The following is a 24409-nucleotide window of genomic DNA, read 5'->3' on the forward strand; positions in this document are numbered from 1 at the left end:
CAAGGAAAGTGTCAGGTGTTGTCATTGTTGGTCTTCTCGAAAGTGTCTTCGGGAAGCACGCAGGAGAGGGTATCGGCCACGGGCACGCGACCATACCGGCCCATGCCCGCCCACCGCAGGATTGCCAAACAGACGTCACAGGCCGGTCTCCGGGCTTGCGAGTCTGGCGGCATTCGCCTTCCCATACCTTGGGTACAGTGGCCTGTTGAATGCAGCACTCGCTTACCGTTGCGGGGGCAGCACCGGACTTGCCCGAAAAGGGGCGCACCGGTTTCCCGTTTCACCTCCTGCACGGCGGCAGGAGGCACCTGAAACTGGGCGGCATATGAACATCCGCCCCGGCGTTCGTCAACGTTGCGCCTGCCGCCAGGTGTTACCGGATTCATCGCCCTGACGCCTCTGTAGCCGCTGCCGAGCCCGCGAGGCTGCACAAAGGCCCGCAGGGCCTTGCTTGGCAGTCTCATGTCGAGCGCCTCAGCGGTCTCGAGATTTCGCGCCCCTGCGGGCCGTTCTTCCGAGCGCGGCCCGAGCCTGCGGCAGCGGCTACAGGAGCAGGGCGCTTTGCGGGGCCAGGTGCCGCTGTGCGTGCAGGGCCGTGCGTGACTCGCAGGCCAGCAGCGGCACCGCCCGTACCGAGTCGCCCGGCTGCAGTTGCAGGCGCTTGGCGGTCAGCCGGTCCACCAGCAGGCAACCCGAAACCAGGCGCCCGGGGGCGGCGGTGATGCGGCAGCTTTCCAGGCGCCGGTTGTGGATCAGCCACACCGGCGCCTGTGCGTCCGGAGTGCCCACCAGCAGGGGCAGGGTCTGGCTTTCGCGCACGCTGCGGACCTTCGCCACCTCGGCCTCGATCAGCGGCCCGCCATCGAAGATGTCGATGCAGCCCTGATGGCTGAAGCCTTCGTCGCGCAGGATGCTCACCGCCTGTTCGGTGCTGGCGTGGGCCTGGCCGATGGCGGCCTGTGCCTGGGGGCTGAGCAGGCAGGTGTACAGCGGCTGGCGCGGCATCAGTTCGGCGATGAAGGATTTGCTGCCGTGGCTGGACAGGCGATTGGCCTGCTGGAAACCCATCTTGAAGAAGTGCCGCCCCAGGCTGTCCCAGAACGGCGAGCGGCCCTGGCTGTCGAGCTGGCCGCGCAGTTCGGCCACCAGCTTGTCGCCGAACAGCCGGGGGAATTCGGCGACAAACAGCAGGCGCGCGGTGGACAGCAGGCGGCCGGTGTAGCCCTGGCGGTGATCGCGGCGCAGGAACAGCGAGCACAGCAGCGACTGCCCGGTCATCTCGTTGCACAGGAACAGGGTCGGGATGTGCTTTTCGATGCCCAGCACCGGGGCGCTGCCGTGGGTGGTGCCGACCCGGTAGTTGTAGCAGGGCTCGCGCAGGCCGATGGCGCCGCTCAGGCCGCAGACCCCTATCACCTGCTGCTCGTCATCCTCCATGACGAACAGGTAGTCGGCATCGGCCCGCTCCACCTGGTTGGCGAAGGCTCGCTGCGCCCAGCGCACCCGATGGGCCAGGCGCTCGGGGTCGGTGGACAGGTTGTTCAGTTCGCGACAGCTGCCTTCGAGCAGGCTCAAGACCGCCGGCAGATCGGTGACGCGGATCGGACGGACGATCATTGGCGGGCTCCTGGCAATGACGCCGGGCAGGGGGGCAACAGGGGCCGGTTCATAAGGCAACGCTCCGTACCGGCTCGCCCGGCGCCAGTTGCAGGGCCTGGAACATGGCCGGGTCGAGGCCGATTTCAGCGCCCGGGGCGGTGTCCAGCGCCGCGACTATGGCGCGAAAGCCCTGCAGCCGCTCGTTGCTCAGCAGCCACTGCTGGCCCTGGCCGCTCTGGGGGCTGGGGTAGCTGGTGGCGACCCGGCTCTGGGCGATCGAGCGCAGTTGGTGGCTGCGCCCCTGCAGGGTCGGCCCGGCATCGAACAGGTCGACGTACTGGGTCGGCGCGAAGCCTTCGTCGATCAGGATCTGGCAGGCCTCCCGGGCATCCGGGTGAACCTGGCCGATGCAGTCCTGGGCCGCCTGCGCCAGCATCGGGATGTACAGCGGGTACTGGGGCATCAGTTCGGCGAGAAAGCCGCGGCCCTGCAGGGCGCACAGGCGCTCGGCCTCGACATAGGGCAGGTCGAAGAAGTGCTGGCCCACGGCTTGCCAGAACGGCGACTCGCCGTTGGCGTCGCTGTAGCCGACGATCTCGCTGATGCAGCTGTCGGCGAAGCGCCGGGGGTGGGCGGCGATGAACAGCAACCGCCCGCGGGAGGTGAGCTGGGCCAGTGGCGTACCGCCCAGCGGCGGGTCGACATGGAAGCTGCGCAGCAGGGTCTGTTCGCTGAGGTCGTGGCACAGCGACAGGGTAGGCACCCCGTGCTGGATGTTCAGCTCCCGGGAACTGCTGATGAACGGGCGGTTGCGCAGGCTGTAGAACGGGCTGGCAAAACCGGCAGTGGCGAGGATGTCCGAGCAGCCGCGCAACTGGCCACTGTCGAGGTCCTCGAGCACCAGGAAATAGTTCTCCGGGCCCTGGCTGGCCTCGCTCTTGGCGAAGGAGGCCAGGGAATCGAGGATCTTGTCCCGCAGGCAGGTTTCGTCATCCACCAGGGAGGTCACGCCCAGCAGGCGTTCGCGGGCCAGGCGCCGCAGTTGGGGCAGATCGGATAACGCCACCGGACGCAAGGCCAGCATGGGTGTACTCCTGTATCAAGGGCCGCTTGCCCCGGGGGGGCAGGCACTGGCCAGACATCACTGTCGGTTACCACGCAGTTCCATGGCCGCGGCATCCGGCGGCCAGTCCCCGGGCCGCTCTTGCTGGCAGCGCCGGGGTTGGCGCGACGCCCTGGGGCGCCGCGCGGGTGCAACTAGTGCTTGAGCGGGTCGGGCAGGGCGGCACCGCTGCCCAGCTTGTTCAGCAGGAACAGGTAGACCAGCCCGGCAAGGATCCAGATGGCGCCGAGTTTCTGCGCATCCACGCCCATGTTGTACATGATGGCGCTGACGATCACGAAGCCGATCACCGGGCAGATCAGGTGGCGCACCACCTGGCCGGACTTCTGCCGGCGCCAGTAGAAATTGATCACGGTGATGTGCAGCAGCATGAAGCCGCTCAGGGCGCCGAAGTTGACCAGGGAGGTCAGGGTGTCCACCGAGTTGATGAACAGGTAGCAGATCAGCAGCGACAGCACCGCCACCAGGTAGATGCTGATGTGCGGGGTGTTGTGCTTGGGGTGGACCTTGGCCAGCACCTTGGGCAGCTTGCCGTCGCGGGCCATGCCGAACAGCAGGCGCGATACCGCGGCCTGCGAGGTGATGGCCACCGCCACGCCCCAGGCCAGCGCCGTGGCCACCCCGGTGAGGGTCGCCAGCCAGCTGCCGGCGGCCAGTTCGGCGATTTCATAGAAGGCGGTGTCGGCGGACTTGAAGCCCATGCCGGCGGCCAGGTCGGTGGCGATCCAGGTCTGTACCACGAAGATCGCGCCCATCACCACCAGGGTGATCAGCGCGGCGCGGCCGACGCTGCGGCCCGGGTCGCCCTTGACCTCTTCGGCGAGCGTGGAGATGGCATCGAAGCCGAGGAACGACAGCACCGCGATGGACACGCCCTGCATCAGCATGCCGAAGTGGAAGTTCTCCGGGTTGTACAGCGGCGCCAGGGTCAGCTGGCCGTTGCCGGCGCCACCGTGCAGGGCATTCCAGGCGTAGAACAGGAAGATCCCCAGGACCGCCAGTTGCGCCAGCAGGAACAGGATGTTCATCCGCGCGGTGAAGGTGATGCCGCGCAGGTTGACGAAGGTGGCGCTGACCAGGAACGCCAGGATGAAGCCGACCTTGGGCACTTCCGGGTACAGGTGGTTGAGCGCCATGGCCGCGTAGACGTAGAGCAGCGGCGGGATCAGCAGGTAGTCCAGGAGCATCAGCCAGCCGGCAAGAAAGCCCACATGGGGGTTGAGGCCGCGCTGGGCGTAGGAATACACCGAACCGGCGATGGGAAAGGCGCGGGCCATGGCGCCGTAGCTCAGGGCGGTGAAGACCATCGCCACCATGCCGATGATGTAGGCCAGGGGCACCATGCCCGGGGCTTCCTGGTTGACGTAGCCGTAGACCCCGAACGGGGCGATGGGAATCATGAAAATCATCCCGTAGACCACCAGGTCACGCAGGCTCAGCCCGCGCTTGAGTTCCTGTTTGTAGCCGAATTCTTCAATCTCCATGAAGCCGTTCTCCTTGAGCCTGTGTAAGTGGGTAAAGGCGGGGCCCTGCGGGTCGTCATTGACACCTCGGGCCGCGCTTTCGTGTTTGAACCTGGCAGGGTTTAAAGACACACCACAGCGGTTTTTCTAGTTGTTGTACCGGTCCTGCAAACAGCGTTTTGGCGCGCCGGGTGAGTCCTTCGGGGCGCGCCGGTGAAACCTTCCTCTCGCCCGCGGCTACAGCAGCGGCGCCAGTGTATCGCTCCAGTGCTGCACCGCTTCAGGGGTACGCAGCAGATCGTTGCGCACCTCGATCAATACCGACGCCAGGCCACGGGCGTCGCCGTGCACCGGCACGGTCATGTCGCTCAACGGATCGATCTCGTAGGGCTGGTTGCCCGCCACCTTGATCGGCAGCCTCCACAGCCCTTCGAGGATCCGCGCCGCGTAGTCGGTGGCGCTGCCATACAGCACGCCGATTTCCAGCGCGCGCGGCTGCCCGTAGTAGACCGGGGTGAAGCTGTGGATCCCCACCACCCGCACTTCACGGCCCTGGGCCAGGCGCCGGTCGATGATCCTTTGCAGGCGCTGGTGAAACGGCGTGAACAGCTGCTGGCGGCGGTACTCGCGAGTGGCCTCGTCCAGCTGCTGGTTGCCCGGCACCTGATAGATCTCGCTTTGCAGCGGGATGCTGTCGGGGGCGTGGCGCGGCCGGTTGAGGTCGATCAGCAGGCGCGAGTAATTGGCCGCGATCAGGGTCGCGCCCAGGGCCTGGGAGAGGCTTTGGGCCAGTTCCAGGGCGCCCGGGTCCCAGGCGATGTGTTCGCGGGCCGCCAGCGGGTCCAGGCCCAGGTCGTGCAGGGCCGGTGGAATGTAGTGGCTGGCGTGTTCGCACACCAGAATCAGCGGGTGCTCGGAGTCTTCACGGATCAGGCGGTAGGCCGGCTCGGTGTAGAACCCCAGCTCGGCGGATTTAGTACAGGTGTCCATAGTGCTCACAGAGTTGGGCAGCGGTCAGGTGCTCGGTCAGGGACACTTCCTTTTGTTTGACGGCGAAGTAGGTGGCCAGCAGGTCCTGGGGCAGGAACTGCAGCAGTTCAGTGTTGCCGCGCAGGCATTCCAGGGCCTGGGGCAGGGAGCCCGGCAGCGGCACGATGCCACTGGCCAGGCGTTGCTCGGCGCTCAGGTCCGAGGGGGCCTTGTCGGTCACCGCATTGAGCACCCGTTGCTGTTCGAGGCCCAGGCGCCCGGCCATCAGGATGACCGCCATGGCCAGGTGCGGCGAGGCGGTGGCATCCAGGGCGCGGAACTCCAGGTTGTACTGCGGCGCCACCGGCTTGCCGCTCAGGCTCAGGGTCGGGCAGATGCGCAGCGAGGCTTCGCGGTTGCGCAGGCCCAGGCAGGCGTAGGAGGCGCTCCAGTGATGGGGCTGCAGGCGCTGGTAGGAAATCGGCGTCGGCGCGGTGAAGGCGCACAGCGCCGGCAGGTGCCTGAGCACCCCGGCGGCCCAGTGCTGGCCCAGGCTCGACAGGTCGTCGCCACTCACCGCGTGGGGGTCGTAGAGCAGTGGCTCGCCGTCCAGGTTTTGCAGGCTCAGGTGCAGGTGCACCCCGTTGCACACCGCGTCGTCGGCAGTCTTGGGCGCGAAGCTGACCCGGTGCCCCAGTTGCCGGGCGATTTCCCGGGTGATCTCGCGCACGTTCACCGCCCGGTCGGCAGCGGCCAGGCCCTGGGTCGGCCGGCAGGTGATCTCGTACTGCTGCTTGCCGTATTCGGGGAGGAACATTTCCGGTTCGGCGCCGGCGGCTCGCAACGCCGCCAGCAGCCAGCCACCGAAGGCCGCGCCCTGGCGCTGGGCTTCCAGGGAGAAGGCCAGGTGCTCGCGCTGGCCGGTGCCGGTGTCGAGGTTGAATTCATGCTCGAAGGCCGCGGTGATCTGGATGCCCAGCTCGCGGTAGCGCTCGATTTCCTTGCGCAGCAGGGTGCGCGGGCAGGCCGCCCAGGGCGTGCCGTCGGTCTCGCAGATGTCGGCGTGGATGAAATCCAGCGGCGCCGCGCTGGCATCCGGCCCGGCGCCGACACTGACCCGGCTGTCCAGGTCGGGGATCAGCCGCAGGTCGCCATAGGCGCCCCAGGGGTTGTCCTCGGCGATCAGGTCCTGGGGCGTCAGCGCGCTGTTGGCCGGCACCCAGCCGCAGCCGCCGACCTTGTAGCGCTCCAGCTCATCGCTGGGAAAGGAGCGGCCACGGGTGACGCCGATCAGGTCGGTGGTGACGATGCTGGTCATGGCCACCGGGGTCAGGGCCTCGATGCCCTGGCCGCGGCTCATCCGCGGATCTCCCGCAGGCGGCCGAGCACGGTGTCGGTGTCGGTGATCCAGCAGTAGCCCTTGATTGCGTTGAGGCAGGCCTGGTGCCGGGTATCGCCGTAGGTGGCGCAGGCATCTTCCACCAGGGTCACCAGGTAGCCGCGGTCGGCGGCGTCGCGCACGGCCATGTCCACGCACTGGTCGGTGACGATCCCGGCGATGATCAGGTGGCGGGTTTCCAGGTTGCGCAGCACGTAGTCGATGTTGGTGGAGTTGAACACCCCGGAGGAGGTCTTGGGCAGCACGATCTCGTTTTCCACCGGCTCGAGCTCGGCAATGATCGCCGCCTGGGGGCTGCCCTTGGGCAGGTGCATGTCCGACAGCTTGTGGTCCAGGGAGCGGTCACGGCCATCGGCGGTCAGGCTTTCGATAATGGTGTGCAGCACGTTCTGCCGCGCCTCGCGCACCGCCGCCAGCAGCCGTTGCTGGTTGGGGATCACCCGCTCTCGTGCGCGCTTGAGAAAGGCCTCGCCCTCGGGCCCTTGCAGGTGCGGGTCGAACTGCGGTTCAAGCCACGCCCGCTGCATGTCCACCAGCAGCAGGGCAGTGTGGTCGACGACGAAGGGCAGGTCCCGGGGCGAACGGTGGGGCAGGCTGAACATCCTTATTTTTCCTCCAGCACATGGGTAGCAAATTCCGCCCGCAGGGCATCGATGCCCTCCAGGCGTTGATCAAGATGAGGGCTGCGCGGGGTCAGGCAGGCGACCAGCGCCTCGACCTGGGCCAGCGCCGGCACCAGGGTGTCGAATGGCGACAAGGATTCCACCGGTGCACTGATGACCAGGTCCGCCAGCTCCCGCAGCGGCGAGGCATAGATATCGGTGAACAGCACCACCCGGGCGTTGCGTGCCTTGACCGCACTGGCCACGCGCATGGCCTGGGACTGGTAGCGGCGGTAGTCGAACAGCAGCACCAGGTCCTGGCGCTGGACATCGAACAGGCGGTCCGGCAGTTGGGCGTTGTCGTCAAGGAAGAAACAGCCCGGGCGCATCAGCCGCAGGTGGTTGAACAGGTAGAGGGCGAGGAAGCTGCTGAAGCGGCCGCCGAAGCAGTACACCGAATGCCGGCTGTCCAGCAGCCAGTCCATGAGCACGCGGATGTCTTCGGGCTGGGTCAGGGCCTGGGTGTCCTGCAGTACGCGCTGGCTGTCGGCCAGGTAGCGGCCCCAGGTATCGCCCTGGGCCACTTGCGAACGCGGGCGCAGCAGGGTGCTGGGGGACCGCAGGCGGTCATCCATGTCACTGAGCAGGGCTTCCTGGAATTCGCCGTAGCCGCTGAAACCGAGCTTCTTCACCAGGCGCACGATGGTCGGATCGCTGACCCCGGCGTGTTCCGCCAGGCGTGACATCGGCCCCAGCCCGTTGCGCGGGTAGTGATCGAGCAGGGCCCGCACGACCTTGCGCTCGGAGGGCGTGAGGTCGAGGGCGGGGTCGGTGATCAGGTCTCTGAGAGAGGGCATCGGGGTGCCTTGGAAAGTGATGTCGTTTTTATTTCATAAAATGGCGAAATGGATATTTATGTAATAGACGCTACATGTCTAGTGAATTTTCCTCTGATATCAAATTGCCCTGAAATGGGGCGGTTTCAGGTGGGAATCTGTTGTTGGCGGGGCGGGAAGCCGCGGTGCGGGACGTAGGGGAGCGATCGCAACAGGGTCTGGCTTACGCCGAGCAGGCCGAATACAGTGGCGCGACCGCACCGGACAGGCACCTGCGTGCTGTTTTGCAATGAACCTTGGAGGCGGTTGCAGCAAAGATGTTGCATCTGCCCGGCCCGTGTAGGTTTGCCAATCGATAACGCCAGAGTAAACACCGTGCAGGCCACCCGTCTGACCCTGATCTGCCATGCCCGTACCGCCGCCCAGAAGCTGGCGCGTTTTCCCCGGGACGAACCCCTGGAGCTGGACTGGCAAGCCCAGGCCCTGAGCCGCGCCGGTGATTTCAAGCGCAGCATCCGGGTGTTGTGCGGGCCCGAGCTGCGTACCCGCCAGAGCGCCCAGCTGTTCAGCGCCGAGCATGAGGTGCAGGACGCCTTGCGCGACTGTGATTTCGGCGCCTGGCAGGGGCTGCGCATCGATGAACTGCAAGAGCGTGAACCCGAGGCGCTGCAGGCCTGGCTCAGGGACCCGCAGCTGGCGCCACCGGGAGGCGAATCCCTGGCCCGGTTGTGCCAGCGCGTGTCGCAATGGCTGGAGGTCATGGCGCAGCGCCCGGGCCACTGGCTGGCGGTGAGCCATCCGTTCGTCATCCGCGCCGTGCTGGTGCAGGTGCTGCAGGCGCCGCTGGCCAGCTTCAACCAGATCGACATCGAGCCCCTGTCCCGGCTCGACCTGAGCCACGCCGGCCGCTGGCGCCTGCGCCTGCCCGGCCCCCCGACGCCATCCCGGTAGCCGCTGCCGAGCCCGCGAGGCTGCGCAAAGGCCCGGGGGGCCTTGCCTGGCCATCTCCAGCCGGACATGCAACGGCCCCAGGCCACCTTTCGCCGCGCCGATGCCCGCCGCCCCAGAGGGCTACAGAAGCATTTCTCATCAGGCCAAAGCGCCGCATACTGGCCCGCTGGCAAAACAGCGAGAGCAAGCCCATGAAAACCCTCCTGGTGATCGGCATCGGCGCCGGCAACCCCGACTACATCACGATCCAGGCGATCAAGGCGCTGAACCGCAGCGACGTGGTGTTCCTCATGGACAAGGGGCCGAGCAAGGATTCCCTGATCGACCTGCGGCGCGAGCTGTGCGAGCGCTACCTCACCGAGCGGCCCTTTCGTTACGTCGAGGCGCAGAACCCCGAGCGCGAGCGCGGCGACGTGGACTACCAGGCCAGTGTGCAGACCCTGAACCGCGACAAGCAGCAGGTCTTCGAGCGGCTGATCAACCAGGAACTGGCGGACGGTGAAACCGGCGCTTTTCTGGCCTGGGGCGATCCGGCGCTGTACGACAGCACCCTGCGCATCCTGCAGCAGATCCTGGCCAGCGGTACGGCGTCGTTCGAGTACGAAGTGATCCCCGGCGTCACCAGTGTCCAGGCCCTGACGGCCCGGCACAAAGTGCCGCTGAACCGCATTGGCCGCTCCGTGGAAATCACCACCGGACGCCGCCTGGCAGCGGGGCAGGCCGGTTCCGCCGACAGCCTGGTGGTGATGCTCGACGCCGAGGACTCCTACCGCCACCTGCGCAATCAGGGCCTGGACATCTACTGGGGGGCCTACCTGGGCACCGCGGATGAAATCCTCATCAGCGGCCCCTTGGACCAGGTGGCCGACGAAATCCGCCGTGTGCGCCTGCAGGCCCGCCAGACCCATGGCTGGATCATGGACACCTACCTGCTGCGCAAACCCCAGGACTGACGCCCCGCCGGACCAGCGTCGCCCCCTTCGCCGGCAAGCCGGCTCCTACGACGGGCGCGGTGGTGTGGTGCTTTCCAGGCCGCGGCCGAAGCGTTCGCGGTACACCGACGGCGGTACGCCCACCAGGCCGCGAAAGGCCACGCGAAAGCTCTCCACCGAGCGATAACCGCAGCGCAGGGCAATGCTTTCGGTACTCTCGCTGCCGCTTTCCAGCAGTTCCCTGGCCCGGGCCAGCCGTTCATGCTGCAGCCAGGCCTTGGGCGAGGCGCCAGTGGCGTCGTGGAAACGCCGCAGGAAGGTGCGTTCGCTCATCAGCGCCCGGGCCGCCAGTTCGCTCACGCTCAGCGGTTGATGCAGGCGCTCCCGGGCCCATTGCATGACTCGCGACAGGTCGCTGCGCGGGGTACGGCTGACCGGTGCGGGAATGAACTGCGCCTGGCCGCCGGTGCGTTGCGGCGACATCACCAGGCGCCGGGCCACGCTGTTGGCCACCTGGGTGCCGAAATCCCGGGCCACCAGGTGCAGGCAGGCATCGATACCGGCGGCGCTGCCGGCGGAAGTGATCAGCTGCCCGGCATCGACATAAAGCACATCCGGGTCCACCCGGATATTCGGGAAACCCTCTGCCAGCTCGCGGGCGTAGCGCCAGTGAGTGGTGGCGCTACAACCATCCAGCAGCCCGGTCGCCGCCAGAACGAACACCCCGGAGCAGATCGACAGCAGCCGCGCACCGCGTTGGTGGGCCTGGCGCAGCGCTTCCAGCAACTTCGGCGGCGGCGCCTGCTCGCGGCTGCGCCAGCCGGGAATGATGATGGTCCGCGCCTGCTCCAGCAGCTCCAGGCCCCCGTCGGCCAGCACCTGGATCCCGCCCAGGGCACGCATCGGGCCGGGGTCCACGGCGGCGATGGTTTGCCGGTACCAGGGGAAATCGAACTCCGGCCGGGCCAGGCCGAAAATCTCCACGGCAATGCCGAACTCGAAGGTGCAAAGGCCGTCGTAGGCGAGAATCGCCACCAGTCCGGGGTGATTGTGCATTTGGCGGAAAGTTACCAGTCAGTGTCCGGGTCGCCACTTTAGCGTGGTGGGGCAGGGCCTATAAAGTCCTTCCCACCTTAATCGCAAGTTTCTGGAGACGCCCATGACCAGCCTGGTCCGCAGCACTGCCGCCGCCCCTTCGGCCATTGCCCTGATGCATTTTTGCAACCGCCTGACCTTTGAAACCGACTGTTCCGACGTCCACAGCAGCCAGGAGGCCGGTGAAGTGGATTTTGTCCTGGTGGATGTGCGTGGCCCCGAAGCCTTTGCCCGTGGCCATGTCCCCGGGGCGATCAATCTGCCCGGGCGCTTGCTCACCGCCGAACACCTGGCCGGTTATCCTCGCGACACCCTGTTCGTGGTGTATTGCGCCGGCCCTCACTGCAATGGCGCGAACAAGGCGGCGGTCAAGCTGGCGGCCCTGGAATACTCGGTCAAGGAGATGATCGGCGGTGTCACCGGCTGGCTCGATGAGGGCTTCCAGCTCAGCACCGGGCAACCGCGCCGCGAGGGAGCGGATCTGTCCTGCGCCTGCTGAAGGGCTGACTCCGCTGGTAGCGGCCTTGGGCTGCGGCTAGCGGGGATGTGTCGGTAAAAATGGCCCGTTCTGAGGCGAACGTCGGGATTTTCAGGGACAAACGCATCATGCCGGGGCGAGGGAGGAGGTAGAGGATCGCGGGCGCATATTTTTTATAAGTATTTGTCGCATAAACACAATTTGCATCCCGGGAGCCGCTCTAGACTGCTGGCCACTTCGATTTGCCCCCCAATCGAAACCAGCCAATAAAAGCCTCCGTCTCCTGGAGTTATAAATGAACAAGTTTGCGCTGTTCGGTGCCCTGGCACTGTCGCTGTTTTCCTTTACCGCTTCGGCCGACGAGGCCAAGCCGATCCGTATCGGTATCGAAGCCGGCTACCCGCCGTTCTCGATGAAGACCCCCGACGGCAAGCTCACCGGTTTCGATGTCGACCTGGGCAACGCCCTGTGCGAGCAGATGCAGGCCAAGTGCACCTGGGTCGAGCAGGAGTTCGACGGCCTGATCCCGGCGCTGAAGGTGAAGAAGATCGACGCCATCCTGTCGTCCATGACCATCACCGACGACCGCAAGAAGAACGTCGATTTCACCATCAAGTACTACCACACCCCGGCGCGCTTCGTGATGAAGGCCGGCACCAGCATCAAGGACCCGCTGACCGAGCTCAAGGGCAAGAAAGTCGGTGTGCTGCGGGCCAGTACCCATGACCGCTTCGCCACCGAAGTGCTGGTGCCGGCGGGCATCGACCTGGTGCGCTACGGCTCCCAGCAGGAAGCCAACCTGGACATGGTCTCCGGCCGCGTCGACGCGCTGCTGGCGGATTCGGTGAACCTCGACGATGGCTTCCTGAAAACCGACGCTGGCAAGGGCTTCGCCTTCGTGGGCCCTGAGTACAACGATCCGAAATACTTCGGCGGCGGTGCCGGCATTGCCGTGCGCAAGGGGGATCAGGAACTGGCCGGGAAATTCAACAAGGCCATCACCGAGATCCGTGCCAACGGCAAGTACAAGCAAGTGCAGGACAAGTACTTCGATTTCGACGTCTACGGCGAGTAAGCCCGGGCGTTGAAAAAGGTGGTTGCCGGGGGCCGGCAGCCACCTTTTTTGTGCGCCACTGTTTTATTCTGCGCCACGCCTTTTTCTGATCTCCGGAGTTGCCATGCAACGCATCGACCATTCCTTGCCCTGGGGCCACCTGGGCACCCAGCGCCAGCTCAGTGTGTTCCGCTTTGGCAGCGGCCCGCGCAAGGTGTACATCCAGGCCAGCCTGCACGCCGACGAACTGCCCGGCATGCGCACTGCCTGGGAGCTCAAGCAGCGCCTGGCGCAGCTGGAGAACCAGGGGCGCCTGCAGGCAGTGGTCGAGCTGGTGCCGGTGGCCAATCCCATCGGCCTCGACCAGCAGGTGCAGGGCAGCCACCTGGGGCGTTTCGAGCTGGGCAGCGGCAAGAATTTCAATCGCGCCTTCGTCGAGCTCAGCGGCCCGGTGGGCGACTTGATCGGCAAGCAACTGGGGGACGACGCCACGGCCAATATCGCCCTGATCCGCCGGGCCATGGTCCAGGTGCTGGATGAGCTGCCAGCGGCTGATTCGCAGCTGCAAGCCCTGCATCGCTTGCTGTTGCGCCATGCCTGCGACGCCGACATCACCCTCGACCTGCATTGCGATTTCGAAGCGGCGATCCACCTCTATGCCTTGCCCCAGCACTGGCCTCGCTGGCAGTCCCTGGCGGCGCGGCTCAAGGCCGGGGTGGCGCTGTTGTGCGAAGACTCCGGCGGCAGCTCTTTCGACGAATCCTGTTCCGCGCCCTGGCTGCGCCTGGCCCGGGACTTTCCGCGGGCGGCGATTCCCCCGGCAAACCTGGCCGCCACCCTGGAGCTGGGCAGCATGGGCGACACCCGGGTGCAGCAGGCCCGGGCCAACTGCGAAGCCATCCTGGGGTTTCTCGCCGAACAGGGGCTGATCAGCGGCGAGTGGCCGGCCGCTCCGCAGCAGTGCTGTGAAGGCATGCCCTTCGAAGGCACCCAGTACCTGTTCGCCCCCCACCATGGCGTGGTCAGTTTCCTGCGCGATGCCGGAGAGTGGGTGGAGCGTGGCGATGCATTGTTCGAAGTGGTGGACCCCTTGAGCGATCGCGTCAGCACCGTGTGTGCCGGCACCAGCGGTGTGCTCTTTGCCCTGGACCGTGGGCGCTACACCCAGCCGGGCATCTGGCTGGCCAAGGTGGCCGGCCGCGAGGCGATTCGTGAAGGCAAGCTGATCAACGACTGAACCACCACCGCAGGGGGCGATCGGGCGTTGGCTGGCCAGCGCAAGCTGCAGCGCGCCCACCCCTTGATCCGGCGTCACGCCCTGCGCCGGCCAGCCGGCTCCTATGACAGATGTGCCCATGCCCCGAGTGTCGCTGTGCATCCGCCTGCTGTTCGCCCTGTGTCTGCTGGCGGCGACGTTCAATCACCTGCGCGCCGCCTTCGAGCATGGCCTGCTCTGGGATTATGGCTACGGCGCCGCCACGCCCCTGCTCAGCCGGGCCTTCTGGGGCTCCCTGACGCTGTTCGATCCGCTGGCGGCGCTGCTGCTGTTGGTGCGCCCGCGCTGGGGCCTGCTGCTGACCCTGGCAATCATCCTGCTGGATGTGCTGCACAACAGCCTCTACGTGGCGGCCCATGGCCAGTGGCTGGAGACCTTCTACCTGTCCCAGGTGGGGTTTGCGCTGGCGGTGCTGCTGTGCTTGCCGCTGGCCTGGCGCGGGCTGGGCAGATGAACGCTCGGGGCTGGCAGTGCTAGGCTCTGGCGACCCGTTTTTACCCCTTCAAGGAGCTACACATGATCCGCTACCTGGCGCTGTTGGCGCTACTGGCCGCGCCTTGGGTGCAGGCCGCCGATGCACTGCACGATGACCTGCCGCTCAAGTACCTGGAGCAGGCCCCGGCCGAGCCGCGCAACCAGCCGCTGGTGATTTTCCTGCATGGCTACGGCAGCAACGAGGCCGACCTGTTCGGCCTTCGCCAGCGCCTGCCGGCGAGCTACACCTATGTGTCGGTGCGGGCACCGCAGACCCTGGAGGAGGGCAGCTACCAGTGGTTCCACCGCAAGGGCCAGGGCCCCTACGACGGTGTGACCAGCGAGCTGGCCAGCGGCGCCGAGCTGATCGGCCAGTTTGTCCGCGCGGCGCTGGCCAAGTACCAGACCCAGCCGGACAAGGTGGTGCTGGTGGGGTTCAGCCAGGGCGCGGTGATGGCCTATGAAGTGGGCCTGCGCCATCCGCAGTCGGTGCGGGGCATCGCCGCCTTGAGCGGGAAGATCCTGCCGGTGCTGGCAGCGCAGGTGAAGAACAACCCGAGCCTGCAGCGCCTGGGCATCTTCATCGGCCATGGCACCCTTGACCAGCGCCTGCCCTACAGCGATGCGGTGGATGCCCAGCGCTTGCTGCAGGGGTTGTCACTGCAACCGCAGTTCCATGCCTACCCGGGCCTGGGGCACAGCATCAGCGACGCCGAGATCGACGACCTCAAGGGCTGGCTGCAGGGGCTCAACCCCTGAGCCGGCACGGGGTCTACTGACCGAGGATCTGCTTCATCAGCGCGGTGTGGCCGGCCTTGTCGGTGGCCCGGGAAATTATCTGGATCACCGCCATGCGTGTGCCGGAGCCGGCAATCAGGGTGGAGTTCAGGGTCAGGCCGCCGCCCATGGTGGCGGTGCTGTCGATCTGGCGCACGCCAAGGCCCTTGAGGGTCATGTTCTTTTCGCTCTGCTTGCTGAAATCCGGCAGCGCCGCGGCCTGTTGCGCGAGAAAGCCGCTGACCGCGTCATCGAGAAAGGCGGCGTCGTTGTCCTGGACCTTGGCCCCATGGGGGATGGTGTTCTGCGCCGCGATCACCACGGTACGGGTGGTGGCGTTGGAATACAGGGTGCCGCTGGCGCCCTCGGTGCCATTGGCCTCGCTGCCGGCCGGCAGTACCGAAGCGCTGAACCCCTTGGGCAGGGTGAAGGTGAGCTTGCCGTCGAGGACTGCGACCTTCTCTCCCGAGGCCTGCCTGGCCGCGGATTTGCTGGCGGCGACCGCGTTCAGCGCGCCCAGGCCCGCCACGGCGGCGAACACCAGGACCAGGGCTTTTCTAGCGAAAGATGACATGCGCAATCTCCGGGCAGTGATCAAAGGCGCGCATCATCCCACGGCCGTCGCGGCCTGCTCCACAAGGATTTTTCAGCGCGGCTCCGATGACGGCCAGCCAAGGCTCGTAGGAGCTGGCTGGCCAGCGAAAACTTCCGCCAGCCCGGTGCAAGACTCAAGGGCCCCTGCGCCGGCCAGCCGGCTCCTGCACAGTGGCTCGCAACAGCCGCTTGCTCAGCCCCAGGACCAGCATCGACGCTGCCAGCGCCACCGCGAAGGCGAGCATGCCCAGCGGGGGCAGAGCCAGTGCCAGGGCCAGGCAGAAGGCGGCAAAGGCGTACAGGCCGGTGGTCAGGGAGCGCAGCAGGACGGTGGTGAAGGCCACGCCACGACTCTGATGGGAGAACACCGCAAGGACGCTGCCAAGCACCGGGAACACCGCGAGCATGCCGCTCCAGCGTTCGCCGACGGTGCTGGCCAACAGGGTCACGGCCAGGGTCAACAGGGCCCCGGCGAGCATCCGGTAGGGCAGTTTGTCGGAGCGCGGCCCAGGGCTGGCGGGCAGTTCGCCCACCGGCGGAAACAGCCGTGGGGCCAGGAGCAGGGCGCTGGCGGCGCAGAGGCTGGAAAAACCCAGGGATGGCGGCACCTGGGCGATGACCGTGGCCAGCAAGGCCCACACCAGGGTCGCAATGGCCAGGGCCCCGGGCCAGGAGAAGCGCTGCGCGGCATGGGTATAGGCGACGCTGAAGGCGATCATCGCGAACACCGCCGACAGGGCCGCCACCGCGGCATGGGTGGCGAACACCTGGCCCTGCTCCAGGGCCAGGAACAGCAGGATCGGCCCCACCACCACGGGAAACCCTGCCAGCCAGCCAGCGACATTCGGGCCCCAGCGCTTGCTCGCCAGGGAGATCAACCACAGAAATCCGGGAACGGTCAGCAGTTTCAACAGCAGCATGGGCGCACTCGGCGGATGAACGGTGCGCCACGCTAGCATCCAACGAAGCGATTGGCGCGTATCTGCAGGCAGGAAAGTGGCCGGGAGTGAAGTGCAGGGTCGTTTTTTCTTGTACAGATAAAAAGTATTGAATCGATTAAAGGCTTATTTGTACAAGTATTTTGGCTTAAAAGGCATTTTTAGCCGATAAAAATTGTACAAAAATTAAATTGTCGTATAGGTTTTTAAGGTGTGGGATGTGCCGATAGCTGCTCAGTTTTTCAAGGGGCGGCGGTCGCTGCCCACGCTTTTTGGGCTCCGAGGTCAGGCCCGGGTGGAACCGGGGCTGGGTCAGTTAGGTGGTCGACCACCTCGGAGGCCTTTTTTCCTTGGCACGTGCAAGGAATTGCCCGCCCTGCCAGCCTTTCGGAAGCCATGCGCCATGCACGATCCTCTCTCCCAGCACTTTCACGGCATTTTGCAGGGGTTGGGTGAAGACCCGACCCGCGAGGGCTTGCGGGACACCCCGCAGCGAGCCTCAAAAGCCTTGCGTTATCTGTGCCACGGTTACGAAACCAGCCTTGAAGAACTGGTCAACGGTGCGTTGTTCAGCTCCACCAGCGACGAGATGGTGATGGTCCAGAACATCGAGTTGTATTCCCTGTGCGAGCACCATTTGCTGCCGTTCATTGGTCAGGCTCATGTGGCTTACATCCCCACCGGCAAAGTGCTGGGCCTGTCCAAGGTGGCGCGGATCGTCGACATGTATGCGCGACGCCTGCAGATCCAGGAGACCCTCACGCGGCAGATTGCCGAGGCGATCCAGGAAGTGACCCGGGCGGCCGGGGTGGCGGTGGTCATCGAAGCGCGGCACATGTGCATGATGATGCGCGGGGTCGAGAAGCAGAACTCGCTGATGAACACCTCGGTAATGCTGGGGGCCTTTCGCGAGTCGGCCAGCACCCGCCAGGAGTTTCTTCAGCTGTTGCGCAGGCAGCCTTGAATGAAACGCAGGCGGCGAGTGGGCGTGGCCCGGTTGCTGTGGCTGCTGGTGCTGCTCAGCGCTACGGCCAGTGCCGGTTGGCAAGAGTCGTTGCCCCATGCTCGTCTGCTGGGCAGCGGCGAGTTCAGCTGGTTCGGCTTCAAGGTCTACACCGCGCGGCTCTGGGGCACGACGTTGCCATTGACGGCCGATAGCCCCTTCGCCCTGGAACTGACCTACCGGCGCACGATCAGCCGCGGCGATCTGGTGCAGTCCAGCCTCGACGAGATCCAGCGCCTGTCCGGCAGCGCGGTGAGCCCGGCGCAACTCAAGGACTGGCAGGCGCAGATGCAGCGCGCCTTCGTCGATGTCGAACCGGGCCAGCGCATCACCGGGGTGTTCCTGCCCGGGCGCGGGGTGCAGTTCTTTGTCGACCAGCGCTTGCAGTACAGGGTCGAGGACGAAGCCTTCGCCCGAGCGTTTTTCGCCATCTGGCTCGACCCGCGCACGCGCAATCCGCAGTTGCGCGCACAACTGCTGGGCCAATAGCGGGCGCAGCACAGGAGATATTCCATGCTCAAGCAATACTTGCTAGTGCTGTGCCTCGGCCTGGTCGCATGCAGCGACACCGACGTCAAGCAGTACCGTGACCAGAAGCCCGAGCTGGAACTGCGGCAGTTCTTCAAGGGTCGTGTCGAGGCCTGGGGCCTGTTCCAGAAGCGCTCCGGCGAGGTGATCAAGCGCTTTCATGTGCAGATCGACAGCCGCAGCGAAGGCGAGAAATTCATCATGCACGAAGACTTCACCTACAGCGACGGCACCCGCCAGACCCGGGTATGGACCCTGGTCCCCGCGGGGGCCGGCCTGTGGCGCGGGACCGCCGACGATGTGATCGGCGAGGCCCGGGGTGAGGTCGCCGGCAATGCCCTGCGCTGGCGCTACGTGCTCAACCTGCCGGTGGATGGCAAGACCTACCAGGTGCACTTCGACGACTGGATGTACCTGTTGGACGAAAACACCCTGGCCAATCGTTCCTACATGACCAAGTTCGGCTTCGAGCTCGGGCAGGTGACGCTGTTCTTCCGGCGTCAGCCCGGCTGATCGGGCCGGGTCGCGGCCTCAGGACGGGTCGTCGAGAAAGCGCCCCTGGTGATCCGGGCTCGGCAGTAAACAGACGTCGAGACGGCCGAACAACCGATAGCGATTGCGCGCAATAAGGTCGTAGACCCAATCCCGCAGCGGCCGGGGAACCCCGCGCAACAGCCGCAGCCAGCGCCAGGGCGCCGGCAGTTGCGCCATCAGGCGGATAAACGCATCGGAGCGCTGGGACAGCCGGCCTTCCTCGATCAGCACCACGCTGTCGAACTGCTCGGTGGACAGGCCGAACCAGGCCAGCAGCGCCTGGCCCTGGGGCGATTGCACCGAGGCCAGCTTGATCCGCCGCTGGCTGTCGTGGCGGATGACGAAGCGCACCGAGGCATTGCACAGCTTGCACACGCCATCGAACAGCAGGACCCGGTCGCCGGGTTGCAGGAAAGGGGGCAGAGGTTCGGGGGGCGTCGCAGTGCTGTTCACAGGGCTACCTTGGGCCAGAAAATACCCACTGCCGAAGGGTTCGGCGCAGGGCACAACCTGCGCAGCATACTCGCCTTGGCGGGGTAAATTCAGGCTTGGGTGCCCGCATTGAAACGTCTAAGCTGGGCCCCTGCGCCAATCCGCCTGGGAAATATCCGTGAAATTCAGCTTGCCGAAAATCGCCACCGCGCCCTTTTGCCCGCCGGAGGTGGCGGGTTCCGTCGCCGTCGACCCCGGCGCTTCCCTGTGGCGCCGCCTGCTGCGCTTTGCCGGCCCCGGGCTGCTGATTTCCATCGGCTACATGGACCCCGGCAACTGGGCCACGGCCATCGAGGCCGGCTCGCGCTACGGCTACAACCTGCTGTTCGTGGTACTGCTGGCGAGCCTGGCGGGGATGGCGGTGCAGTGCCTGTGTTCACGCCTGGGGATCGCCACCGGGCGCGACCTGGCCCAGCTCTGCCGCGAGCGCTACAGCACCCGTTCGGCGCGCACCCAGTGGCTGCTGGCAGAGGTTTCGATCATCGCCACCGACCTGGCCGAAGTGCTGGGCTGCGCCCTGGCGTTCCACCTGCTGCTGGGGGTGTCCCTGAGCACCGGGATCGTCATCACCGCCTTCGACACCCTGCTGGTGCTGGCCCTGCAGAACCGCGGCTTCCGCCGGCTGGAGGCGATCATGCTGGCGCTGGTGGCGACCATTGGCGTGTGCTTCTTCATCGAGCTGCTGCTGATCAAGCCCTACTGGCCGGACGTGGCCCGGGGCTTTGTACCCTCGCTCTCGGCCATCGGCGACGCCGCGCCGCTGTACCTGGCCATCGGCATCCTCGGCGCCACGGTCATGCCCCACAACCTCTACCTGCACACCTCCGTCGTGCAAACCCGGCTGGTGGGCAACGACCGCGCCAGCCGCGCCGACGCCATCAAGCTGGCGCGGATCGACACCATCGGCTCGCTGGCCCTGGCGCTGCTGGTGAACGCGGCGATCCTGATCCTCGCCGCCGCGGCCTTCCACAACACCGGCCACAGCGATGTGGTGGAGATCCAGGACGCCTACCACCTGCTCGACCCGCTGGTGGGCGGGGCCCTGGCCAGCGTGCTGTTCGGCGTGGCGCTGCTGGCTTCGGGGCAGAGCTCGACCTTCACCGGGACCATTGCCGGGCAAGTGATCATGGAGGGTTACCTGAACCTGCGGATTCCCTGCTGGCAGCGGCGCCTGATTACCCGTGGGCTGGCCCTGATCCCGGCGTTCATCGGCGTCTGGCTGCTGGGTGACGGCGCCGTGGGCCAGTTGCTGGTGCTGAGCCAGGTGGTGCTCAGCCTGCAACTGCCGTTCGCCCTGTACCCGCTGATCCGCATGACCAACGACCGGCGCCTGATGGGCGAGTTCGTCAACCGCTGGCCGACCCGGATCCTCGCCTGGAGCCTGTTCGCCATCATCAGCGCGGCCAATGCCTGGCTGATCCTGCAAATGGCCCTGTAGGAGCCGGCTTGCCGGCGAAGGGGCCCTTGGACTCTGCACAAGTCTTGCCGCTGCCTTCGCTGGCAAGCCAGCTCCTACGGGGCGGGTGAATTGCGTGCTCTTGTAGGAGCCGGCTTGCCGGCGAAGGGGCCCTTGGATCCTGCACAAGCCTTGCTGCCGCCTTCGCTGGCAAGCCAGCTCCTACGGGGCGGGGCGGCGGTCCCAGTAGGGCTCGGGGCCGAATTTCTCGACGAAGAAGTCGATCACCGTGCGCACTTTCACTGACAGCCGTCGGCTGCCGGGCCAGAGGGCGGCGATCTGTTGCGGTTCGAGGCTGGTGGCCACGTCGAAGTCTTCGAACAGCGCCACCAGCCGGCCCTGGTGCAGGGCTTCGCCAATCAGCCAGGAAGGGAACATCACCAGCCCCAGGCCCTGTTCGGCGGCCTGGGTCAGGGTGTCGGCGTGGTTGCCGGTCAGCGGGCCCTTGACGCTGTAGGGCGTCCAGTCTGCCTGGCCCTGGCGGAAGAACCAGCGCTGCTGGCCAGTCTCGCCCTTGTAGGCCAGGCACTGGTGCCGCTGCAGTTGCTCCGGGTGCTGCGGGGTGCCGTGCCGGGCCAGGTACGCCGGGCTGGCCGCTACCCGGTAGCGCTGCGGGGCCAGCAGGCGCGCCTGCATCGAGGAGTCTTCCAGGGTGCCGATGCGAAACAGCAGGTCAGTGCCGTCCTGCAAGGGGTCGATGTAGCGGTCGGTCTGCTGGATATCCAGCTGCAGCTTCGGGTAGCGCCCGTGCAGTTCACCGAGCCAGGGCGACAGGTGGCGCTGGCCAAAGACCACCGGGGCGTTGATCCGCACCAGCCCGGCCGGCTCGTCTTGCTGTTCCTGCAACGCCTGTTCGGCTTCCTCCCACTGCGCCAGCACCCGCCGCGCGTGGTGCCCCAACAGGCGCCCGGCCTCGGTGGGGCTGACGGCGCGGGTGTGGCGGTAGAGCAACTGCTGGCCCAGGGCCTGTTCCATCAGTTGGATCTGCCGTGAAATGGACGAGGGCGCCAGCCCCTCGCGGCGCGCCACGGCAGAAAAACTGCCCTGGTCGAGCACGGCGATAAATAGGCGCAGGGCCTTGAAACCGAGGTCGTTGAAGCCGTGCATGGGTCGATCCTGCTGTGCGTTTTGCGCAAAGGTGTTGTCGGCATGCTCCCATTTATCGCAAAGCTTGCGCAATCGATAATGCCGGCCATTCCTTGATGTCGAGCAGGTGTTGCATGTCCTCTGAAACCATAGAAGTACCGCTGCCCAACCCGGTGGCGAACGCTGTACCCGCTGCCGGCTGGCAGCGTCTGATGCTGTTGCCGCTGGTGATCCTGGCGGGCATGGGCCTGTCGGTGGAGGCCGGTCTGCTGGGCCCGCTGGGGAGCCAGGTGGGCCATCTGTGGGCGACCCTGAGCATCTTCGGCGTGGGCACGGCGCTGCTGTTGCTGCTGCTGTTGTTCAGCGGCCCGCAGCCCGGCCCGGCCTTCAGCCAGTTGCCGCGCTGGCAGTTGCTGGGCGGGGTGCTGGGGCCGATCTACGTGGTGGTGCTGACGTTGGCCACGCCCCATATCGGCATTGCCATGACCATGATCGCGATCCTTTCCGGGCAGGTGGGCAAAAGCGTGTTGATCGACCATTTCGGCTGGTTCGGCAGCGCCCGCAAGCCGGTCAATGCCGAACGCTGGCTGGCCCTGGCGCTGATTGTGCTGGCCCTGATCCTGATTGCCCGAGGTTGAAGATGAATCTGTTTCTATTGCTGGTTGTGGTGGTGGCCGCCGGTGCGGTGCTGAGTGTGCAGGCGGCGATCAATGGCCGCCTGGGGGAAAGCGTCGGTGTGTTGCGCAGCAGCCTGCTGACCTTTGCCGTGGGTGCCCTGATCACCGCGCTGCTGATCGTGTTTTTCCAGCCGCCCCAGGCCATGAGCCTGCTGCAGGCGCCGAAATGGCAACTGACCGGCGCGTTGTTCGGCGTGGTCTACATGCTGGTGATGGTGGGGGCCGTGCCCCGGGTCGGCACTGCGGTGGCCACGGTGGCGGTGATTCTCGGGCAGTTGGGCATGGGCATGCTGATCGACAACTTCGGCTGGTTCGGCAACCCGGCCATCGAACTGTCGCCCAGCCGCCTGCTGGCGATGCTGTGCCTGGCCCTGGCGCTGCTGTTCATGTACCGCAGCAGCGTGCGCCGCGCCTGAACCCGCTTCAATCGCGCTCCAGGCACGCGGCGCCAGCCAGTGCCACCTGGGCGTCTTCACCGGACTTGACCCCGGAAACCCCCACCGCGCCGACCACCTGGCCGCCGACGCGGATCGGCACGCCGCCTTCCAGGGAGGTGAGCAGCGGCGCCGAGAGAAAGGCGCTGCGCCCGCCATTGATCATGTCCTCGTAGGCCTTGGTTTCGCGCCGGCCGAGGGCCGCGGTGCGGGCCTTTTCGGTGGCGATATAGGCACTGATCGGCGCGCAGCCGTCGAGGCGCTCCAGGGCCAGGGGATGGCCGCCGTCGTCGACCACGGCGATGCTCACCGCCCACCGATGGCGCTGGGCCTCGGCGCGGGCGGCGGCGAGGATGCGGCGGGCTTCGTCTTGACCCAGTACGGCTTTGTGCTGCATGGCGAGCTCCAGGGGCGTGAGGTTCAGGGCAGGGCGGCTTCCAGCACTTCGATCCAGTGCCGTACCGGGGTCCGGCCGGCGCCGTCGAGGTGGCTCTGGCAGCCGATGTTGGCGGTGGCAATGAGGTCCGGCTGGCCGCTTTCCAGGGCCTGCAGCTTGTCGTCCCGCAATTGCCGCGCCAGCGCCGGCTGGGTCAGCGAATAGGTGCCCGCCGAACCGCAACACAGGTGGCTGTCGGGCACCGCGGTGAGGTGAAAGCCCAGGCGTTGCAGCAGGCTTTCCACGGCACCGCCGAGCTTCTGCGCGTGCTGCAGGGTGCAGGGGCAGTGGAAGGCCAGGCGCTGGTCGCTGTGGGCGCCGAGCTGTTCCAGGGGTTCGTCCCGCAGCACTTCCACCAGGTCCCGGGCCAGGGCACTGACGCGCTGGGCCTTGCTGCGGTAGGCCGGGTCATGGGCCAGCAGGTGCTGGTAATCCTTGATGAAGGCGCCGCAGCCGCTGGCGGTCTGGACGATGGCTTCGGCCCCCAGTTGCAGGTGCGGCCACCAGGCGTCGATATTGCGCCGGGCGCGCTGCAGACCGGCTTGCTGGGCATCCAGGTGATAGTCCACCGCGCCGCAGCAGCCGGCCTCGCTGACCGGTTGCACGCTGATGCCCAGGCGATCCAGGACCCGCGCTGCGGCGGCGTTGGTATTGGGTGACAGCCCCGGCTGCACGCAGCCTTCGAGCAGCAGCACGCGCCGTGCATGGCGCAGGGGCGGACGCGGTTTGGCGCTGGGCACCTGGCGCGGCAGCTTGTCCTGCAGGGCCTGGGGCAGCAGCGGGCGCAGGCGGCTGCCGCCATGGATCAGGGCCTTGAACAGCTGCGGGTTGGCGCTCAGCGCCCGCAGGCCGCGGCGCAACAATTGTTGGCCGGCGGGCCGGGGCAGGGCGGCATCCACCGCGGCGCGGCCGATGTCCAGCAGGTTGTGGTAGTCGACCCCGGAAGGGCAGGTGCTTTCGCAGTTGCGGCACGACAGGCAGCGGTCCAGGTGCTGCTGCGTCTGGGCGGTGGCCGGGGCGCCTTCGAGCACCTGCTTGATCAGGTAGATGCGCCCCCGCGGGCCGTCCAGCTCATCGCCCTGCAACTGGTAGGTGGGGCAGGTGGCGTTGCAGAAGCCGCAATGCACGCAACTGCGCAGGATGCGCTCGGCTTCGGCGGCCCGGGGCAGTTGCCGGGCCTCGGGGCTGAGGGTGGTCTGCATG

General features: G+C 66.5%; 27 protein-coding genes and 1 riboswitch. Of the genes, 13 read left to right on the forward strand and 14 right to left on the reverse strand.

What is annotated here, in order from left to right; genetic code table 11:
• Nucleotides 1-123 precede the first annotated feature (123 nt).
• A riboswitch (cobalamin riboswitch) is annotated at nucleotides 124-327 on the reverse strand.
• Between the two features lie 216 nt (nucleotides 328-543).
• From AC1RMG_RS01315 to AC1RMG_RS01345, 7 genes are all read right to left on the reverse strand, one after another.
• Complete coding sequence (locus AC1RMG_RS01315; RefSeq protein ID WP_401019325.1) at nucleotides 544-1617, reverse strand: arginine N-succinyltransferase; 1074 nt, start codon at nucleotides 1615-1617, stop codon at nucleotides 544-546.
• A gap of 49 nt (nucleotides 1618-1666) precedes the next feature.
• Nucleotides 1667-2683: an arginine N-succinyltransferase gene (locus AC1RMG_RS01320; RefSeq protein ID WP_493168066.1), complete on the reverse strand. Its 1017-nt coding sequence runs from the start codon at nucleotides 2681-2683 to the stop codon at nucleotides 1667-1669.
• 173 nt (nucleotides 2684-2856) lie between these two features.
• On the reverse strand, nucleotides 2857-4206 hold the full coding sequence (locus AC1RMG_RS01325) for an APC family permease (RefSeq protein WP_011060541.1): 1350 nt from the start codon (nucleotides 4204-4206) through the stop codon (nucleotides 2857-2859).
• 216 nt (nucleotides 4207-4422) lie between these two features.
• The gene (locus tag AC1RMG_RS01330; protein WP_011060542.1) at nucleotides 4423-5175 is read right to left on the reverse strand and encodes an N-formylglutamate amidohydrolase; all 753 of its coding nucleotides are present in this window, start codon (nucleotides 5173-5175) and stop codon (nucleotides 4423-4425) included.
• The gene (locus AC1RMG_RS01335) at nucleotides 5159-6514 is read right to left on the reverse strand and encodes a type I glutamate--ammonia ligase (RefSeq protein WP_493168068.1); all 1356 of its coding nucleotides are present in this window, start codon (nucleotides 6512-6514) and stop codon (nucleotides 5159-5161) included. Before AC1RMG_RS01335 ends, AC1RMG_RS01330 begins: the two co-directional genes overlap by 17 nt.
• Nucleotides 6511-7155, reverse strand: a complete 645-nt coding sequence (locus AC1RMG_RS01340) for a cysteine hydrolase family protein (RefSeq protein WP_011060544.1) — start codon at nucleotides 7153-7155, stop codon at nucleotides 6511-6513. The genes AC1RMG_RS01335 and AC1RMG_RS01340 overlap by 4 nt, the downstream gene beginning before the upstream one ends.
• 2 nt (nucleotides 7156-7157) lie before the next feature.
• A complete protein-coding gene (locus tag AC1RMG_RS01345) occupies nucleotides 7158-8012 on the reverse strand; it encodes a MurR/RpiR family transcriptional regulator (RefSeq protein ID WP_011060545.1) in 855 nt (284 codons plus the stop codon).
• A gap of 354 nt (nucleotides 8013-8366) precedes the next feature.
• On the opposite strand from AC1RMG_RS01345, the gene AC1RMG_RS01350 reads away from it, so the two are divergent.
• Together AC1RMG_RS01350 and cobF are read left to right on the forward strand one after the other, a co-directional pair.
• Nucleotides 8367-8942, forward strand: a complete 576-nt coding sequence (locus tag AC1RMG_RS01350) for a histidine phosphatase family protein (RefSeq protein WP_493168070.1) — start codon at nucleotides 8367-8369, stop codon at nucleotides 8940-8942.
• A gap of 191 nt (nucleotides 8943-9133) precedes the next feature.
• Nucleotides 9134-9895: a precorrin-6A synthase (deacetylating) gene (cobF, locus tag AC1RMG_RS01355; protein WP_015635042.1), complete on the forward strand. Its 762-nt coding sequence runs from the start codon at nucleotides 9134-9136 to the stop codon at nucleotides 9893-9895.
• Between the two features lie 45 nt (nucleotides 9896-9940).
• Here cobF and ftrA read toward each other — a convergent pair whose 3' ends face one another.
• Complete coding sequence (ftrA, locus tag AC1RMG_RS01360) at nucleotides 9941-10930, reverse strand: transcriptional regulator FtrA (protein WP_053150520.1); 990 nt, start codon at nucleotides 10928-10930, stop codon at nucleotides 9941-9943.
• 103 nt (nucleotides 10931-11033) lie between these two features.
• Between ftrA and AC1RMG_RS01365 the strand changes: the two genes are divergently transcribed.
• The 5 genes from AC1RMG_RS01365 to AC1RMG_RS01385 all read left to right on the forward strand — a co-directional run bounded on the left by AC1RMG_RS01365 (nucleotide 11034) and on the right by AC1RMG_RS01385 (nucleotide 15010).
• A complete protein-coding gene (locus tag AC1RMG_RS01365) occupies nucleotides 11034-11468 on the forward strand; it encodes a rhodanese-like domain-containing protein (RefSeq protein ID WP_011060549.1) in 435 nt (144 codons plus the stop codon).
• 274 nt (nucleotides 11469-11742) lie between these two features.
• Nucleotides 11743-12522: an ABC transporter substrate-binding protein gene (locus tag AC1RMG_RS01370; protein WP_011060550.1), complete on the forward strand. Its 780-nt coding sequence runs from the start codon at nucleotides 11743-11745 to the stop codon at nucleotides 12520-12522.
• 103 nt (nucleotides 12523-12625) lie between these two features.
• Nucleotides 12626-13738: a succinylglutamate desuccinylase/aspartoacylase family protein gene (locus AC1RMG_RS01375; RefSeq protein ID WP_072451401.1), complete on the forward strand. Its 1113-nt coding sequence runs from the start codon at nucleotides 12626-12628 to the stop codon at nucleotides 13736-13738.
• A gap of 118 nt (nucleotides 13739-13856) precedes the next feature.
• On the forward strand, nucleotides 13857-14231 hold the full coding sequence (locus AC1RMG_RS01380) for a hypothetical protein (protein ID WP_173476943.1): 375 nt from the start codon (nucleotides 13857-13859) through the stop codon (nucleotides 14229-14231).
• Nucleotides 14232-14293: 62 nt separating this feature from the next.
• Nucleotides 14294-15010, forward strand: a complete 717-nt coding sequence (locus AC1RMG_RS01385; protein ID WP_053157559.1) for an alpha/beta hydrolase — start codon at nucleotides 14294-14296, stop codon at nucleotides 15008-15010.
• Nucleotides 15011-15023: 13 nt separating this feature from the next.
• Here AC1RMG_RS01385 and AC1RMG_RS01390 read toward each other — a convergent pair whose 3' ends face one another.
• Entirely contained in the window at nucleotides 15024-15602 is a 579-nt protein-coding gene (locus AC1RMG_RS01390) for a DcrB/PsbP domain-containing protein (RefSeq protein ID WP_236187128.1), read from the reverse strand.
• 154 nt (nucleotides 15603-15756) lie between these two features.
• Nucleotides 15757-16542, reverse strand: coding sequence for a hypothetical protein (locus AC1RMG_RS01395; RefSeq protein WP_019093529.1), 786 nt, complete (start codon nucleotides 16540-16542; stop codon nucleotides 15757-15759).
• Between the two features lie 421 nt (nucleotides 16543-16963).
• Between AC1RMG_RS01395 and folE the strand changes: the two genes are divergently transcribed.
• From folE to AC1RMG_RS01410, 3 genes are read left to right on the forward strand one after another with little or no spacing between them, the layout of a single operon-like run.
• Nucleotides 16964-17524 carry a GTP cyclohydrolase I FolE gene (folE, locus tag AC1RMG_RS01400; RefSeq protein ID WP_019093528.1) on the forward strand — a complete coding sequence of 187 codons (561 nt, stop codon included), beginning with the start codon at nucleotides 16964-16966 and terminating at the stop codon, nucleotides 17522-17524.
• Nucleotides 17525-18052: a chalcone isomerase family protein gene (locus tag AC1RMG_RS01405; protein WP_265578118.1), complete on the forward strand. Its 528-nt coding sequence runs from the start codon at nucleotides 17525-17527 to the stop codon at nucleotides 18050-18052.
• A gap of 24 nt (nucleotides 18053-18076) precedes the next feature.
• Nucleotides 18077-18604, forward strand: coding sequence for a DUF3833 domain-containing protein (locus AC1RMG_RS01410; RefSeq protein ID WP_493168074.1), 528 nt, complete (start codon nucleotides 18077-18079; stop codon nucleotides 18602-18604).
• 18 nt (nucleotides 18605-18622) lie between these two features.
• On the opposite strand, the gene AC1RMG_RS01415 is transcribed toward AC1RMG_RS01410, so the two are convergent.
• Nucleotides 18623-19078 carry a thiol-disulfide oxidoreductase DCC family protein gene (locus AC1RMG_RS01415; RefSeq protein WP_493168076.1) on the reverse strand — a complete coding sequence of 152 codons (456 nt, stop codon included), beginning with the start codon at nucleotides 19076-19078 and terminating at the stop codon, nucleotides 18623-18625.
• Nucleotides 19079-19256: 178 nt separating this feature from the next.
• Between AC1RMG_RS01415 and AC1RMG_RS01420 the strand changes: the two genes are divergently transcribed.
• Nucleotides 19257-20555 (forward strand): Nramp family divalent metal transporter, encoded by a 1299-nt coding sequence (locus AC1RMG_RS01420; RefSeq protein WP_161467262.1) that lies wholly within the window; start codon nucleotides 19257-19259, stop codon nucleotides 20553-20555.
• A gap of 180 nt (nucleotides 20556-20735) precedes the next feature.
• Here the strand turns inward: AC1RMG_RS01420 and AC1RMG_RS01425 are convergent, their stop codons facing one another.
• Nucleotides 20736-21680: a LysR family transcriptional regulator gene (locus AC1RMG_RS01425; RefSeq protein ID WP_493168078.1), complete on the reverse strand. Its 945-nt coding sequence runs from the start codon at nucleotides 21678-21680 to the stop codon at nucleotides 20736-20738.
• 113 nt (nucleotides 21681-21793) lie between these two features.
• Between AC1RMG_RS01425 and AC1RMG_RS01430 the strand changes: the two genes are divergently transcribed.
• Together AC1RMG_RS01430 and AC1RMG_RS01435 are read left to right on the forward strand one after the other, a co-directional pair.
• Complete coding sequence (locus AC1RMG_RS01430) at nucleotides 21794-22297, forward strand: DMT family transporter (RefSeq protein WP_015635054.1); 504 nt, start codon at nucleotides 21794-21796, stop codon at nucleotides 22295-22297.
• A 2-nt stretch (nucleotides 22298-22299) separates the two neighbouring features.
• Entirely contained in the window at nucleotides 22300-22752 is a 453-nt protein-coding gene (locus AC1RMG_RS01435) for a DMT family transporter (RefSeq protein WP_493168080.1), read from the forward strand.
• Between the two features lie 7 nt (nucleotides 22753-22759).
• Here the strand turns inward: AC1RMG_RS01435 and AC1RMG_RS01440 are convergent, their stop codons facing one another.
• Both AC1RMG_RS01440 and glcF read right to left on the reverse strand, forming a co-directional pair.
• Nucleotides 22760-23167, reverse strand: coding sequence for a heme-binding protein (locus AC1RMG_RS01440; RefSeq protein ID WP_493168083.1), 408 nt, complete (start codon nucleotides 23165-23167; stop codon nucleotides 22760-22762).
• A 23-nt stretch (nucleotides 23168-23190) separates the two neighbouring features.
• A complete protein-coding gene (gene glcF, locus AC1RMG_RS01445; RefSeq protein WP_041117273.1) occupies nucleotides 23191-24408 on the reverse strand; it encodes a glycolate oxidase subunit GlcF in 1218 nt (405 codons plus the stop codon).
• Between the last annotated feature and the right edge of the window lies 1 nt (nucleotide 24409).

This window comes from Pseudomonas sp. GW822-FHT04H02 (genome assembly GCF_058800645.1).